General features: G+C 68.5%; 16 protein-coding genes. 9 read left to right on the top strand and 7 right to left on the bottom strand.

Features of this window, described 5'->3' with window-relative positions:
* Positions 1–53 precede the first annotated feature (53 nt).
* The 4 genes from U9J23_RS15105 to era are packed head-to-tail and all read left to right on the top strand — an operon-like array spanning position 54 to position 3,993.
* Positions 54–1,112: a PhoH family protein gene (locus tag U9J23_RS15105; protein ID WP_326598638.1), complete on the top strand. Its 1,059-nt coding sequence runs from the start codon at positions 54–56 to the stop codon at positions 1,110–1,112.
* Positions 1,113–1,161: 49 nt separating this feature from the next.
* On the top strand, positions 1,162–1,704 hold the full coding sequence (ybeY, locus tag U9J23_RS15100; RefSeq protein ID WP_059380835.1) for an rRNA maturation RNase YbeY: 543 nt from the start codon (positions 1,162–1,164) through the stop codon (positions 1,702–1,704).
* A 58-nt stretch (positions 1,705–1,762) separates the two neighbouring features.
* Positions 1,763–3,079: a hemolysin family protein gene (locus tag U9J23_RS15095; RefSeq protein ID WP_059380836.1), complete on the top strand. Its 1,317-nt coding sequence runs from the start codon at positions 1,763–1,765 to the stop codon at positions 3,077–3,079.
* Complete coding sequence (gene era / locus U9J23_RS15090) at positions 3,076–3,993, top strand: GTPase Era (RefSeq protein ID WP_059380837.1); 918 nt, start codon at positions 3,076–3,078, stop codon at positions 3,991–3,993. Before U9J23_RS15095 ends, era begins: the two co-directional genes overlap by 4 nt.
* A 10-nt stretch (positions 3,994–4,003) precedes the next feature.
* Here era and U9J23_RS15085 read toward each other — a convergent pair whose 3' ends face one another.
* The 4 genes from U9J23_RS15085 to U9J23_RS15070 form a co-directional block, all read right to left on the bottom strand.
* Positions 4,004–4,651 carry a cysteine hydrolase family protein gene (locus U9J23_RS15085; RefSeq protein WP_179161725.1) on the bottom strand — a complete coding sequence of 216 codons (648 nt, stop codon included), beginning with the start codon at positions 4,649–4,651 and terminating at the stop codon, positions 4,004–4,006.
* A 41-nt stretch (positions 4,652–4,692) separates the two neighbouring features.
* Positions 4,693–6,219, bottom strand: coding sequence for a permease (locus U9J23_RS15080; protein ID WP_143533341.1), 1,527 nt, complete (start codon positions 6,217–6,219; stop codon positions 4,693–4,695).
* A gap of 261 nt (positions 6,220–6,480) precedes the next feature.
* A complete protein-coding gene (locus U9J23_RS15075) occupies positions 6,481–7,056 on the bottom strand; it encodes a TetR/AcrR family transcriptional regulator (RefSeq protein WP_085468430.1) in 576 nt (191 codons plus the stop codon).
* Positions 7,047–8,456: an amidase gene (locus U9J23_RS15070; protein ID WP_145708028.1), complete on the bottom strand. Its 1,410-nt coding sequence runs from the start codon at positions 8,454–8,456 to the stop codon at positions 7,047–7,049. Before U9J23_RS15070 ends, U9J23_RS15075 begins: the two co-directional genes overlap by 10 nt.
* A gap of 103 nt (positions 8,457–8,559) precedes the next feature.
* Here U9J23_RS15070 and recO point away from each other — a divergent pair, with 103 nt between their 5' ends.
* From recO to U9J23_RS15050, 4 genes are read left to right on the top strand one after another with little or no spacing between them, the layout of a single operon-like run.
* Positions 8,560–9,390 (top strand): DNA repair protein RecO, encoded by an 831-nt coding sequence (recO, locus tag U9J23_RS15065; RefSeq protein WP_080968129.1) that lies wholly within the window; start codon positions 8,560–8,562, stop codon positions 9,388–9,390.
* A complete protein-coding gene (locus U9J23_RS15060) occupies positions 9,347–10,153 on the top strand; it encodes an isoprenyl transferase (RefSeq protein ID WP_059380842.1) in 807 nt (268 codons plus the stop codon). Before recO ends, U9J23_RS15060 begins: the two co-directional genes overlap by 44 nt.
* Entirely contained in the window at positions 10,150–10,575 is a 426-nt protein-coding gene (locus U9J23_RS15055) for a hypothetical protein (protein ID WP_085468428.1), read from the top strand. Before U9J23_RS15060 ends, U9J23_RS15055 begins: the two co-directional genes overlap by 4 nt.
* Complete coding sequence (locus U9J23_RS15050) at positions 10,572–11,129, top strand: T3SS (YopN, CesT) and YbjN peptide-binding chaperone 1 (protein WP_059380844.1); 558 nt, start codon at positions 10,572–10,574, stop codon at positions 11,127–11,129. The genes U9J23_RS15055 and U9J23_RS15050 overlap by 4 nt, the downstream gene beginning before the upstream one ends.
* A 68-nt stretch (positions 11,130–11,197) precedes the next feature.
* On the opposite strand, the gene U9J23_RS15045 is transcribed toward U9J23_RS15050, so the two are convergent.
* Both U9J23_RS15045 and U9J23_RS15040 read right to left on the bottom strand, forming a co-directional pair.
* The gene (locus U9J23_RS15045; RefSeq protein WP_016691347.1) at positions 11,198–11,614 is read right to left on the bottom strand and encodes a Fur family transcriptional regulator; all 417 of its coding nucleotides are present in this window, start codon (positions 11,612–11,614) and stop codon (positions 11,198–11,200) included.
* A complete protein-coding gene (locus U9J23_RS15040) occupies positions 11,611–11,994 on the bottom strand; it encodes an ArsR/SmtB family transcription factor (protein ID WP_085468427.1) in 384 nt (127 codons plus the stop codon). Before U9J23_RS15040 ends, U9J23_RS15045 begins: the two co-directional genes overlap by 4 nt.
* A gap of 175 nt (positions 11,995–12,169) precedes the next feature.
* Here U9J23_RS15040 and U9J23_RS15035 point away from each other — a divergent pair, with 175 nt between their 5' ends.
* Complete coding sequence (locus U9J23_RS15035) at positions 12,170–13,561, top strand: glycine--tRNA ligase (protein ID WP_059380846.1); 1,392 nt, start codon at positions 12,170–12,172, stop codon at positions 13,559–13,561.
* Positions 13,562–13,672: 111 nt separating this feature from the next.
* On the opposite strand, the gene U9J23_RS15030 is transcribed toward U9J23_RS15035, so the two are convergent.
* Complete coding sequence (locus U9J23_RS15030; protein WP_230823474.1) at positions 13,673–14,743, bottom strand: DUF6670 family protein; 1,071 nt, start codon at positions 14,741–14,743, stop codon at positions 13,673–13,675.
* Positions 14,744–14,745 lie beyond the last annotated feature (2 nt).

The raw sequence follows: 14,745 nt of genomic DNA, 5'->3' as shown, positions 1-14,745 counted from the left end.
AACACGACGACCGTCGTGCAGGAGCCGAACCGAAAGCAGGACGTACCGTCCACGTGAGTGAACCAGACCGACCCCACGAGCCCGCCGAATTCGAACCGACCACGGTGAGATCGAGCCTCGACCTCCCCTCGGAGGCCGCTGCGCCCCTGCTCGGAGCCGCGGACGAGAATCTGATCGCCCTCGAAGCCCTCCTGGCGGCGGACATCCACGTGCGGGGCAACACCGTCACGCTGACCGGAGCGCCCGCCGACGTCGCACTCGCCGAACGCGCGCTCGCCGAACTCGTCACCATCGTCCGTCGCGGACAAGCGCTCGCCCCCGACGCCGTGCGTCGCACCGTGGGCATGCTCACCCAGGGGCTCTCCGAGTCGCCGGCCGACGTGCTCAGCCTCGACATCCTGTCGCGGCGCGGGAAGACGATCCGGCCCAAGACCTTGAACCAGAAGCGGTACGTCGACGCGATCGATGCCCACACCATCGTCTTCGGTGTCGGACCGGCCGGTACGGGCAAGACCTATCTCGCCATGGCGAAGGCCGTGCAGGCGCTGCAGACCAAGCAGGTCAACCGCATCATCCTCACGCGTCCCGCCGTCGAGGCAGGGGAGCGGCTCGGCTTCCTGCCTGGCACCCTGCACGAGAAGATCGACCCGTATCTGCGTCCACTGCACGACGCGCTGCACGACATGATGGATCCCGAGGCGATCCCGAAGCTCATGCAGGCCGGGGTCATCGAGGTCGCGCCCCTGGCGTACATGCGTGGCCGCACCCTGAACGATGCGTTCATCATCCTCGACGAGGCGCAGAACACCACCGCCGAACAGATGAAGATGTTCCTCACGCGTCTGGGCTTCAATTCCAAGATCGTCGTGACGGGCGACATCACGCAGATCGACCTGCCCGGCGGTGCCCGTTCGGGTCTCGCCGCCGCTACCGAGATCCTCGACGGCATCGACGACATCCACATCGCGCGACTCGACAGCAGCGACGTCGTGCGGCACCGGCTCGTCTCCGACATCGTCGACGCCTACAGCCGTTTCGAGGCCACCCGCGACGGCGACGGGATCCCCGGCAACCGTGCCCAGCGTCGCGCGCAGCGGGTGCAGCGTCGATGAACACCCTTGTAGATCAACCGAATACCGTCGTGCAGAAGGAACTCCAGTCATGAGCATCGAGATCTCGAACGAATCGGGAATGGACGTCTCGGAGGAGGAACTCCTCGACGTCGCCCGTTTCGTGATCGCCCGGATGGATGTGCATCCGGCGGCGGAGTTGTCGATGGTGCTCGTGGACCTCGACACCATGGCCGATCTGCACGTGCGGTGGATGGACCTTCCCGGCCCCACCGACGTGATGTCGTTCCCCATGGACGAACTCGAGCCCGGCGGGCGTCCCGACGCTCCCGAACCGGGACCGTCGATGCTCGGCGACATCGTGCTGTGCCCGCAGTTCGCCGCCGACCAGGCCGCGAAAGCCGGTCACCCGGTGGCCCACGAACTCGCCCTGCTCACCGTGCACGGCATGCTCCACCTCCTCGGCTACGACCACGCCGAACCGGAGGAGGAGAAGGAGATGTTCGGCCTGCAGAACCAGCTCCTCGCCGAGTGGTACGAGGAGATCCGCCGCGCCGAGCACGAGGCGCAGCTCGCCGCCCGCGACCGGAAGTTGCTGGGCAAGGCCGGTTTCGTCGACACCCCCGAATCATGAGCGGCGACAGTACGAGCCATCGTGATCGGACGGCACCGATCGAGGGAGTGACGATCGCGTGAGTACCGTGCCCCTCGTCGTCCTGGCGGTCGTCCTGGTGGTGCTCGGCGGCCTGTTCGCCGCCGTCGATTCCGCGCTCAACACCGTATCCGCGGCACGCGCCGAGGAACTCGCGAAAGAGGGCCGCCCCAGTGCGCGCCGGTTGCTCGGTCTGCTCGACGACCGGCCCCGCTACGTCAATCTGACGGTGTTGCTGCGCATCCTCTGCGAGATCACCGCCACCGTCGTCCTCGTCGGTGCGCTGCTCGCCGTGCTCGACCGCACGTGGGCGCTCGTCGTGGGTGCCGCGGTGATGGTCATCGTCGACTACGTCGTCATCGGTGTCAGCCCGCGCACGCTCGGACGCCAGCACGCGTACCCGATCGCGCTCGCCGCCACCGGACCGTTGCGGATCCTCGGTGTCCTGCTCGGTCCGATCAGCCGGATCCTCATCAGCGTCGGCAATGCCGTCACGCCCGGTCGCGGTTTCCGGAACGGCCCGTTCTCCAACGAGATCGAGCTGCGCGAACTGGTCGATCTCGCTCAGGAGAGCGGGGTCGTGGCCGACGAGGAACGCCGGATGATCCAGTCGGTGTTCGACTTCGGCGATACCACCGCCCGCGAGATCATGGTTCCGCGTCCCGAGATGGTGTGGATCGAGGAGACCAAGACCGCCGGTCAGGCCACCTCGCTCGCCGTGCGCAGCGGGCACTCCCGGATCCCGGTGATCGGCGAGAACGTCGACGACATCCGCGGTGTCGTCTACCTCAAGGATCTCGTCCAGCAGACCTACTACCACCGCGACGGCGGACGCAGCGTCTCCGTCGCCGACGTCATGCGGCCGGCGGTCTTCGTACCGGATTCGAAGCGTCTCGACGACCTGCTCGCCGACATGCAGCGCGACCGTAACCACATGGCGGTCCTCGTCGACGAGTACGGCGGCATCGCCGGGCTCGTGACGATCGAGGACGTCATCGAGGAGATCGTCGGCGAGATCGCCGACGAGTACGACACCGGGGAGATCCCCGACGTCGAGGAACTCGACGACGACACCTACCGGGTCTCCGCGCGACTGCCCGTCGAGGACCTCGGCGAACTGTTCGACATCGACATCGAGGACGACGAGGTCGACACCGTCGGCGGACTCCTCGGCTACGAACTCGGCCGAGTTCCGCTGCCGGGTGCGGAGGTCCGGACCCACGGCCTGCTGCTCCGCGGCGAGGGCGGCCCGGACGTCCGCGGACGGGTGCGCGTGAGCACCGTCTTCGTGCAGCGCGCCACACCCGAAGAAGAACCCACCGATACCGATACGGCCACCACCGAGGAGCATGCATGACCGACACCGACTTCCGTTCCGGCTTCATCTGTTTCGTCGGCCGGCCCAACACCGGGAAGTCGACGCTCACGAATGCGCTCGTCGGCAGCAAGATCGCGATCACCTCGTCGCGTCCGCAGACGACCCGCCACACCATCCGCGGCATCGTCCACCGCGACAACGCCCAGCTCATCCTGGTGGACACCCCGGGACTGCACCGCCCCCGCACGCTGCTCGGCCAGCGGCTGAACGATCTGGTGCAGGACACCTACTCCGAGGTCGACGCGATCGGCATGTGCTTCCCCGCCGACGAGAAGATCGGCCCCGGCGACCGCTGGATCCTCGAGCAGGTGCGTCACATGGCGCCGAAGACACCGGTGGTCGGCATCGTCACGAAGATCGACAAGGTGGGCAAGCAGCAGGTCGCCGCGCAGTTGCTCGCCGTCTCGAAGCTCCTCGGCGAGGACTGCGACGTCGTGCCCGTCTCCGCGACCTCGGGTGAGCAGGTCGAGGTCCTCATCGATGTCCTCGTCTCGCACATGGAGCCCGGACCGGCCTTCTATCCCGACGGCGAGCTCACCGACGAGCCCGAGGAGACCCTCATGGCCGAGCTCATCCGCGAGGCAGCCCTCGAAGGTCTCGGCGACGAACTGCCGCACTCCCTCGCCGTCGTGATCGAGGAGATCACCGAACGCGAGGGGCGCACCGAGAAGCAGGGCGAGATGCTCGACGTGCACGCCCTGCTCTACGTCGAGCGGCCGAGCCAGAAGGGCATCGTCATCGGCAAGGGTGGCGCGCGGCTGCGCGAGGTGGGCACCGCCGCGCGCACCCAGATCGAGAAGCTCCTCGGCGTGAAGATCTACCTCGACCTGCACGTGAAGGTCGCGAAGGACTGGCAGCGCGATCCCAAACAGCTGGGCCGTCTGGGATTCTGACGCCGGGCCCCTACGGGGCGGAGGCGGTGATCGGCCGGGCGACCCACATCGACGCGAGGTCGTCCGCGGTCACCACGGTCCCGAAGTTCTGCGCGACCACCGCGACCGAGGCGGCGTGCGCCGCGGGGCTGTAGGACGCGGCGCAATCCTCGACGAGCGAGACCCAGTACTCGTGGAACAGCCCGCTGCGCAGGCTCGACTCGACGCAGATCTCGGTGGCGACACCGGTGAACAACAACGATTCGATGCCTCGTGACCGCAGGACGCTGTCGAGGTCGGTGCCGACGAACGCGCTGAAGCGGTGTTTGACGATCACCGGTTCCCCCGGCTCCGGACGGACCCCGTAGAACTCCGCTCCGGGGGTTCCGGGCCGGCAGGTCAGGCCGGTCCGTGCCGTGCCGGGACCGCCGCCGACGCGGCCCAGCCACTGGGGCGTGTCGGTGGTCTCGTCGTGTTCCGTGCGGACCCACACGACGGGCACGTCCCTGCGGCGGGCGCGGTCGATCAGTTCCGCCAGCCGCGGTGTCATGGCGACGGCGGCGGAGACGTCGAAGCCGCAACCGGCGAGAGCGCCGTCCGGGGAACAGAAGTCGTTCTGCATGTCGACGACGATCAGGGCGCAGCGCCGCGGGTCGTAACGGAAACCGGATTCGTCCACGGGGGTCCTCTCCTCGAAGGGGTTCGGTGTAGATGCGGTGGTCACCAGATCACCACCGCTGCGACGGCGGCGACGAGCAGTCCGCTCGCCACCGGGATCGCGAGTCGTCGCACGAGATCTCCGACCGGGACACGGCAGAAGCCCGCAACGACGATCAGCGACGACCAGATGACGAGGGTGCCGCCGCCGGTCCAGGTCGCGGCGTTCTGCGCGAGGGCGGCGAGGGTCGCGGTGTCCATGCCGGCCTGCGGGGCGAGCGCGGCGGCGATACCGCCGGTGAGCGGCAGACCGGCCCAGCCGGAGCCGTCCAGGCCGATGAGCATGCCGATGAGGAGCATGCTGAACGCGGCGAAGAGGCCGTTGTCGGGGATGTAGCTCTGAATGCTCTCGACGGTGTCGAACAGGAAGGCCGGTCCGGTGCCGTCCTCGAGTCCCAGGATCGAACCCGAGTAGTCGGGGATCCCGAGATATACGAATCCGGCCACCGGCAGGATGATTCCCATGGCCTTGAACGCGTAGACCAGTCCGTCGACGAAATGGGTGGCGCAGTGTTCGAGGGTGTCGGCCGGTCGCGTCGTCAGGGTCACGGCGGCCATGAGAACGAGCGCGGTGCCGCCGACGAGCGAGGCGCCGGCGCCGTCCGACCACGGCACGAGATCGGTGAAGCGCCCCAGCATCATGTAGACGAGTACCAGGCCGAAGGTTGCGGGAACCGCGATCGCCCAGGCACGTGCGCGGGCCGGGCGGGTGAGGACCGGCGCGAGAGTTCCGGGCAGGTCGACGTCGGCCACGGTGCTCACCGGTGCGGTGTGATCGGTCTCGGTGTGATCGGGCCCGGCGGTCGGGAGGTCTCCGTTCGGGCGCGCTGCCGGACGTCCGGAAGCCGGGCCGCCGGTGCCCGAATCATCCGTCGGACACACGAGATTCGCGGAGTGGCGGACGATCTCCTTGCGGATGGTGAGGAACCAGGCGAGTACGGCCGCCGTCAGACCCACGATGAGGGACAGGACCAGTGCGCGGTCGGCGATCTCGTCGGCCGGCACACCTGCGCCGCTCGCGGAGATCGACGGTGCGAGACCGATGACGTAGTCGGATGCGAGGGCCATGCCCTGTCCGGAGATCGCGAGGGCGAGTGCGGCGCCGAGGGGCGGCAACCCGGCCTTGATCGCCGCCGGGAGCAGCACGGCGCCGATGAGCGCGAGAGCGGGTGTGGGCCAGAAGAACAGCGACAGCAGGTAGGTGACGACGAACAGCACGACGTAGGCGACGCGGCCGTTGATCATCCAGCGCCCGAAGGGACGCACCATGAGTTCGTCGGCGCCGATGGTGCGCATCGCCGCGAGCATCGATGTCACGGCGGCGATGACGACGAAGATCTCGAAGAGGGCACCACCGGCGGTGAGTGTGGCGCGGAAGACCGCCATGACGGCGGAGGCGACATTGCCGTCGTAGGCGAGGGCGGTGGCGAAAGTGGCTGCGACGGCCGGGATCAGGACGTTCTTGCGTAGTGCCATGGCGACGATCAGGCCGACCAGTCCGAGCAGGAAGACGATGTGCGCGACGGTCACGGGAGACTCCTCGACGTGTGAACATGCGGCGGGCGACGACCGTGGACGGATCGAAGGGCGCCGCGACATCGATGGGCGGCACCGCCGTCGTCGGCCGGAACGCAGTCGATCTTGAAGAGTCGGACAGGTCTCGGCAAGCGGCCGACAGACCACCTGAGACGGGAAAGGACTGTGCACAGTGCACAATTCGTAACGGTGGTGTTTCGTCGCGGACGCGGATGTGAACGCGTCGTCACGGCGCGAGCGGCGAGCGAGGGGTGCTCAGCGACGGGTGGCAGCCGCGCCGTGCAGCAACAGCAGGACGGCCTCCGACAGATCCGGCTCCGTACCCGTCGACAGGCGGCGCAGTTGCAGCCCGGTGATGGTCGCGACGACCGTGGGGGCGATCGTCTCCGGCTCCGGCACCCCCAGGGCCGAGAGAACGGAGACGGTCAACGTGTCGTAGGCGCGCCAGCAGCGCTCGGCGACCCGCCGCAGGTCCTCGTCGCGCCCCGCCTGGACGTACAGCTCGAACGGGGCGATGCGTTCGGCCGTGAAGGTCAGGTCGTGAGCGACGCGTTCGGTGAGTTCGGCGGCCTCGGACAGCGACAGGGCCCGGGATCGATACTGTTCGGCGAGTTCTCGCAACCGCTCCGTCTCCTCGTCGACGAAGAACTCGAGCGCGGCGCGCAGCAGGTCGGCCTGGGTGGGGAAGTGGTAGGTGATCGAACCCAGTGACACCTCGGCGCGCGCCGCGATGCGCCGGTTGGTCACCCCGGCGACCCCGTCGGTGCCGACGAGAAAGAGGGTGGCGTGGACGATCCGCGCACGGGCGTCGTCGCGCGTGGTCACCACCATTGCTCCGGAGTGTGTTCGTGCCAGCGCAGCACCGACTCCAGTTGGGAGGCGAGGGACACCAGCATCGGTTCGGAGTTCTCCGGGCCGAGCAGTTGGGCGCCCACCGGAAGCCGCTCCTCGGTGAATCCCGCAGGGACGTTGATCGCGGGCCAGCCCAGCACGTTCCACGGCCATGCATAGGGGCATGCGCCGGTGATGACCTTGTCGGTCGCCCAGCCGCCGATGCCGTCGATCGCCGTCACCGGCAGCGGCGGTGTGGCGGTGGTGGGGGCGAGCACGACGTCGAACCGGTCGAAGATGCGGCCGACCCTGCGGTGCAGTCGCGGTTCGACCGCGCGCGCCGCCCGCAACGGATAACCGTGCAGGAACCGGCCGGTGCGGGCGTTCGCGCGGGTGCGCACGTCGGCGAGGGACGGGTCGGGCAGGCGGTGCAGCCAGTCCTCGATACCGGCCATCGATCGCGGGAGGAAGGCGAGGCCGAACATCATTCCGTAGTCGGGATCGGCGAGGGTCACCTCGTGACCGAGATCGCGCAGCACTGCGGCGAGGGCAGCGATGCGGGTACGGACGCGGGCGTCGAGGCGGGTGGGTGTCGCGGTGAACGGAATCTTCAGCGACAGAGCGATGTTCAGCTTACCCGGGTCTCGTCCCACGGCATCGGAGACGGTGAGCGGCGCGCACGTGTGCCGGTCGCCGGGGTGGTTCCCGGACACGACGTCGAGGAGCAGGGCTGCGTCGGCGACCGTGCGGGCGAGCGGGCCGTGCGTGGTGAGTCCGTTGAAGGATTCGGCGTCCGGCCACATGGAGATGCGGCCGCGTTGCGGCTTGATGCCGACGAGATTGGACCACGAGGCGGGGATGCGGACCGATCCGGCGCCGTCGGATCCCAGGGCCGCCGGCACGAGTCCCGCAGCGACCGCCGCGGCGCTGCCGCCCGACGAGCCGCCGGGGGTGTGCTCGCGCGACCACGCACTGCGGGTGTGCCCGAAGGCGTCGCCGCCGGTGAGCGGCCACTGGCCGAGTTCGGGGGAGTGTGTCTTGCCGACGATCACCGCGCCGGCGGCCCGCAGGCGACGGACGACCTCGGCGTCGGTGTCCTTCGGGGTGAAGGTGCCGGCGCAACCGAACATCGTCGTCTCGCCGACGATATCGGTGTCGTCCTTGATCGCGATGGGGACGCCCAGCAGGGGCAGGCGTTCGCCGCTCGCGCGGCGCCGGTCGGCCTCGCGGGCCTCGTCGAGCGCGGCGGTGCGGCGCACGACGCGGAAGGCGTTCAGGTGCGGTTGCGATTCGTCGATCCGGTCGAGGCTCGCACGGACGAGGTCCGTGGAGCTGGTCTCGCCGCGGTCGAGTGCCTCGACGGTCGCCTTCAGGTCGCGTAGGTCGGTTCGAGCGTCCATTCGTTCCCCCGTTCGTTCGAACGAACAGTAACGCGTTCCAGTTCTTGGTGTCGAGTCCCTTCGCCGGTCGTCCGGTGTCACCGCGACATGACAGACTCGGGGAGTGAGGCTTTATCGGGACAACGCGGTGGTGCTGCGCCAGCACAAGCTGGGCGAGGCCGACCGCATCGTCACCCTGCTGACGCGCCGGCACGGGCTCGTGCGGGCCGTCGCGAAGGGCGTGCGCCGGACGCGCTCGAAGTTCGGCGCACGGCTCGAACCGTTCGCCCACATCGACGTCCAGCTCCACCCGGGCCGCAGTCTCGACGTCATCACCCAGGTGCAGACCCTCGACGCCTTCGCGGTGGGCATCGTCGACGACTACCCCCGCTACACCACCGCGTGCGCGATCCTCGAGACCGCCGAACGTCTCGCCGGGGAGGAACGCGCGCCCGTGCCGCGCCTGCACGCGCTCACCGTCGGCGCTCTCCGCGCGGTGTGCGACCGCACCAGGCCGCCCGAACTCGTACTCGACGCCTATCTTCTGCGGGCCATGGCCTACGCGGGATGGGCACCGGCGATCACCCACTGCGCGCGCTGCGACCGTCCCGGGCCGCACACCGCTTTCCACGTCGCCGCCGGTGGGGCGGTGTGCGTGCACTGCCGTCCGCCCGGGGCGGCCACCCCGGCACCGGGCGTGTTGGCGCTGCTCGACGCGCTCAACCACGGACGCTGGGCCGACACCGAGGCCGCCGATACGGCGGTGCGCCGCCAGGCCAGCGGCCTCGTCGCCGCGCACCTGCAGTGGCATCTCGAACGGCAACTGCGCTCGCTGCCTCTCGTCGAGCGCGGTCGTACCGAACCTGCGACGGGGAACCGGGTTGATGACGTCACCCGGGGTGTCCGGCAGGATGGGGACCGTGATTCGACGACGTACCACGCCCCCATCGCCTGAGCGGGTGATCCGGCCGCCCGATCCGCATCCGTCGGGCGCGCGACCTCCCGTACTGCAACCCGAGCTGATCCCGCAGCACGTGGCGCTCGTGATGGACGGCAACGGTCGCTGGGCGCAGGAGCGCGGCCTGCCGCGCACCGCCGGCCACGAACGCGGCGAAGCCGTGCTGATGGACACGGTGTGCGGATGCATCGAGATGGGCGTCAAGTGGCTCTCCGCCTACGCCTTCTCCACCGAGAACTGGAAGCGCAGCCCCGACGAGGTCCGTTTCCTCATGGGCTTCAACCGCGACGTGATCCGGCGCCGCCGCGACGAGATGCACGAGATGGGTGTGCGGGTCCGGTGGGCCGGTCGCCGTCCCCGCCTGTGGCGCAGCGTGATCAAGGAACTCGAGATCGCCGAGGAACTGACGAAGGACAACGACGTCATGACCCTCACGATGTGCGTCAACTACGGTGGTCGCGCCGAGATCGCCGACGCCGCACGGGAGATCGCCCGCCGTGTCGCCGCAGGGGAACTCGACCCCGAACGCATCACCGAGTCGACCATCGCGCGGTATCTCGACGAGCCCGAGATGCCCGATGTCGACCTGTTCCTGCGGCCCTCGGGCGAGCAGCGCACCTCGAATTTCCTGTTGTGGCAGTCGGCCTACGCCGAACTCGTCTTCCAGGACACGATGTTCCCCGATTTCGACCGTCGCGATCTGTGGGCGGCATGCGTCGAATACGCCTCGCGCGACCGGCGGTTCGGTGGTGTGAAGTGACGTCGCTGCGCGAACGGATCGCGGGCGCGCTGACGCCCTTCGTCGACGTCCGCACTCCGTCGTCCGCCGCCGACGGCGACGGCTCGTTCGGATTCGACTACGGCGCCGTGCCCTTCGCGCTGCAGGTCGTCACGCTCACCGAAGGACTCGACGTGGTCTCCGTCACCGGAGTGCTCGCGTGGGATCTTCCGCTCGACGACGCCGTGCGCGGTCGCGTCGCGACCGCCGCCGACGCCCTGCAGTTCGGATCGGTCCACCTCATCGAGCGCGAGACCGACGCCGACGTCGTGCTGCGGTACTCGTTCCCCGCGACGGGTCTCGACGACACCGCGCTGACCACCATGTTGCTGCTCGTGCTCGACGGTGCCGCCGATGCGCGCGGCGCCGTTGCCGGCACCCCCGACCCCGAGGAGAATTCGTGACCACGACCGATATCGACGCCGAGACCACCACCGAGGAGGTCGTCGCCGCCGACGGAGCGCACGCCGTCGCGATCCCCACCGAGGACGACGACGCGCTGCGTGCCGCCGTGGTGGAGACGCTGTCCGAGATCCTCGAGGAGGCTCCCGAGCCCGACGAGGACGGCGAGATCCCGATCTGGATCGACGACGTGCTCACCTACGCGACCGTCGACGCCGAGAGCGGCTTCGTGCTGCTCACCACCTACCTGGTCGAGGGCATCACGGGCCGCACCCGTGCCGCCGAGGTACTCGGCGACCTGCAGGTGGAGTTCCCCGAGGTCAAGTTCGTCCTCGACAAGGACCGCGTCACCGTCGAGCTGCGGGTCGCGGCGTCGCCGCTCGTCCCGATCCACCTCGTGCGTGCCGTCGCATCGCTCGTGCCGGTCGTCGAACAGGCACGAGCGCTGGCGCAGCGTCTCGGCGGCGAAGCGTCGGTCTTCGACGGTGAGGCCGAGGACGACGAAGAGAACCTGCTCGTCGACGGCTGCGGCTGTGAGGACTGCGACTGCGGCTGACAGCCGCGGTTGATGGCGACTCTGCGGCCTACGGCCGCGGTTGATGGCGACTGCCGCGACCTGCCTGTTCAGCCCTGAGCGAGGGCGCAGTCGCGGCAGTTGCCGAAGATCTCCACGGTGTGGCTGACGTCGACGAAGCCGTTCGACTCGGCCACCTCGTGCGACCAGCGTTCGACCTCCGGGCCGTCCACCTCGACCGTGAAGCCGCAGTGGCGGCACACGAGATGGTGGTGGTGCCCGGACGAGCACCGCCGGAACAGTGACTCACCGCTGTCGGTGCGCAGCACGTCGACGCTGCCGACCTCGGCGAGCGACTGCAGGGTGCGGTAGACGGTGGTCAGGCCGATGCCCTCGCCGCGCTTGCGCAGCTCGTCGTGCAGGTCCTGGGCGGACCGGAACTCCTCGGTGTTGTCGAGCAGGTCGACGATGGCGCTGCGTTGACGGGTCGAGCGGACCCCCACGAGAGGTTTGCGGGCGGAGGTCACTGCGATCGTCCTTCCTGGGCGTGAGCGACGGCGTCGACGACGATGCGGGCGAGGTGGTCGTCGGCCAGGTGGTAGAGCACTTCGCGTCCCGAGCGTTCTCCGCGCACGACGCCGGCGGTCTTGAGCACGCGGAGATGCTGGCTGATGAGCGGCTGGGTGACGCCGAGGGCTCCGACGAGCTCGTGCACGCAGCGGGCCGACTCGCGCAGTTCGAGCACGATCGAGATGCGGACGGGCGCCGACAGCGCGCGCAGCAGCTCACCGGCCGCGACGAGGGTGCCGGGGGAGACGTCGACCGGGGACGACAGGGCGTCGCTCCCGGTCGGTCCGCGGGCGCGCTCGCCCGTGCTGCACTCACGTGGATCGGCGTCGATGCTCACGGGGCTCCTCGGGGCGGGGACAGCCGCCGGTCGGCGGGCTTATTGCAAATCGATTCCATTTTGATATGCACGGTTGTGCATGTCAACCGGCGCGAATTCGACCTGCGAACGAGGAGCGATAGGCTTACAGATCGACGCATGCTGCGAAAACCCGCATCGAAGATGGAGAAACCGAGTGGCACCCAAATCCAAGATCGATACCGTCGCCAACCTCGCCAAGCGCCGGGGCCTGGTCTATCCCTGCGGTGAGATCTACGGCGGCACCAGGTCCGCCTGGGATTACGGGCCGCTCGGCGTGGAGCTCAAGGACAACATCAAGAAGCAGTGGTGGCGCAACATGGTCACCAGCCGCGAGGACGTCGTCGGCCTCGACTCGTCGGTGATCCTGCCGCGTCAGGTCTGGGTCGCCTCCGGCCACGTCGGTGTGTTCAACGACCCGCTCGTCGAGTGCCTGAGCTGTCACAGGCGTCACCGGCAGGACCACCTGCAGGAGGCCTACGCCGAGAAGCACAAGCTCGACGACCCCGATGCCGTGCCGATGACCGAGATCGTCTGCCCGGACTGCGGCACCAAGGGCCAGTGGACCGAGCCCCGCGACTTCAACATGATGCTCAAGACCTACCTCGGCCCGATCGAGAGCGAGGAAGGCCTGCACTACCTGCGCCCCGAGACGGCGCAGGGCATCTTCGTGAACTTCGCGAACGTACTCACCACCTCGCGCAAGAAGCCGCCCTTCGGCATCGGCCAGATCGGCAAGAGCTTCCGCAACGAGATCACGCCCGGCAACTTCATCTTCCGCACCCGCGAGTTCGAGCAGATGGAGATGGAGTTCTTCGTCAAGCCCGGCGAGGACGAGCAGTGGCACCAGTACTGGATCGACTACCGGATGAACTGGTACACCGATCTGGGCATCAATAAGGACAACCTGCGCCTCTACGAGCACCCGCTCGAAAAGCTGTCGCACTACTCGAAGCGCACCGTCGACATCGAGTACCGCTTCCACTTCCAGGGCAGCGAGTGGGGTGAGCTCGAGGGCGTCGCGAACCGCACCGACTTCGACCTGTCGACGCACTCGAAGCACTCCGGCACCGACCTGAGCTTCTTCGATCAGGCCACCAACGAGCGCTACACGCCGTACGTCATCGAGCCGGCGGCCGGCCTGACCCGTTCGCTCATGGCCTTCCTCGTGGACGCCTACACCGAGGACGAGGCGCCCAACGCCAAGGGTGGTGTCGACAAGCGCACCGTGCTGCGTCTCGACCGTCGCCTCGCGCCGGTCAAGGCCGCCGTGCTGCCGCTCAGCCGCAACGCAGACCTGAGCCCGAAGGCCAAGGACCTCGCCGCGAAGCTGCGCCAGAACTGGAACATCGAGTTCGACGACGCCGGCGCCATCGGCCGCCGCTACCGTCGCCAGGACGAGATCGGCACCCCGTTCTGCATCACGGTCGACTTCGACACTCTCGAGGACCAGGCCGTCACGATTCGTGAGCGCGACACCATGGCGCAGGAGCGTGTGAGCCTCGACCAGGTCGAGGGCTACCTCGCGCAGCGCCTGATCGGCTGCTGACCGATCCGATCGACGCAGATGCCCTCCGGTTCCGACGGACCGGAGGGCATCTGTCGTTTCGTAGCCGCGCCCACCGCGACGACACCGCATCGAGGGGGTGCTCCGTAGCGCTCAGGTCGCCGAGCGTCGATCGATGTACTCGAAATACCCGCGGCCGGAGATCTCCTCGCCCCGCCAGAACGCCGACCATGCGAAACCGGTGACGAATCCGGTTCCCAGGCCATAGGTGAACGGGGTGTCCATGACCCCTTCCAGATCCAGCCAGGGACGACCGGTGGTGTCCCTCACCAGGAACCGGGTCCGCCGCGGCACCGGCATCGGGATGCCGTAGGGAGTCGGCTCGGGTTCGCCACGCAGCTCGAGTATCTCGAAATCCACGTCCCGGAAACGGGTCCCGTAGCCGCTGCGGGTGCGCAGGATCGCCGTCGTCATGAAGGGCCGGGCACCGATCGCATAGCGGCTCAACAGGATCTGCGTGTCGGCGTCGAGATCGACGATCTGGTAGACGAAATGGTCGAGCGGAGCCTTCGCCGCAGGGGGCAGGGGAGTGGACCGCACCAGATACAGGCTCGGCATCGCCCCGTATTCGAACGAACACAGACCTTCGGCCGTGACGCTGTGGCCGTCGTGGGTGAAGGTGCCCTCGTATTCGGTGAGCAACCCGAAGTGCTTGTAGAGCGGGCTGCGGAAGAACCACGAGACCGTGTCCGTGTTGGTCAGTGTCAGCGCGATGTCGACCGTTCCGAGCCGTCCCACGAGTTCGTAGTGTGGGTAGCGTCCGGTCAGGGTCAGATCGTCCCCGAACTTCACCAGAGACCCGTCCGGGGAGGACACGAAATCGTCGCCCACGGCGTAGTTCCCGAAGTGTGCGGGATGGGACGCCGCCGTGCCGGCCACCACGGCGGCATTGCGGCGCGGCGGCGCCACGAGCGCGTGGTCGTTGTCGAAGGCGAGCGACCCGGTGGCGCCGATCAACGACATCATCGAGAAGAACCGGTGCGGCTCGGGCAGATCCGGGATCATCACCCCGTAGTGCACCCAGCCGAACCGACGCGAGTCGACGTGCGGACGCAGGATGTCGGGCTCGGAGAACGGCTTTCCGTCGGCCGACGCGGCCGAATCGAACAACCGGACGGCCGATCCGAGACCGGCACCCAGGGCGCGTGCTGCGATCGGGCGCATGC

It is taken from the genome of Rhodococcus sp. PD04 (genome assembly GCF_035918275.1).
Lineage (GTDB): Bacteria > Actinomycetota > Actinomycetes > Mycobacteriales > Mycobacteriaceae > Rhodococcus > Rhodococcus rhodochrous.
Note: the sequence above shows the minus strand (reverse complement) of the source record. Positions and strands in the feature narration are given on the sequence as shown.

Bases quoted from the DNA above. Each gene is read 5' to 3' on its own strand.
- ybeY (WP_059380835.1), top strand. From the start codon at position 1,162: ATGAGCATCGAGATCTCGAACGAATCGGGAATGGACGTCTCGGAGGAG.
- era (WP_059380837.1), top strand. From the start codon at position 3,076: ATGACCGACACCGACTTCCGTTCCGGCTTCATCTGTTTCGTCGGCCGG.
- U9J23_RS15075 (WP_085468430.1), bottom strand. From the start codon at position 7,056: ATGGTGGTGACCACGCGCGACGACGCCCGTGCGCGGATCGTCCACGCC.
- U9J23_RS15070 (WP_145708028.1), bottom strand. From the start codon at position 8,456: ATGGACGCTCGAACCGACCTACGCGACCTGAAGGCGACCGTCGAGGCA.
- U9J23_RS15060 (WP_059380842.1), top strand. From the start codon at position 9,347: ATGGGGACCGTGATTCGACGACGTACCACGCCCCCATCGCCTGAGCGG.
- U9J23_RS15030 (WP_230823474.1), bottom strand. From the start codon at position 14,743: ATGCGCCCGATCGCAGCACGCGCCCTGGGTGCCGGTCTCGGATCGGCC.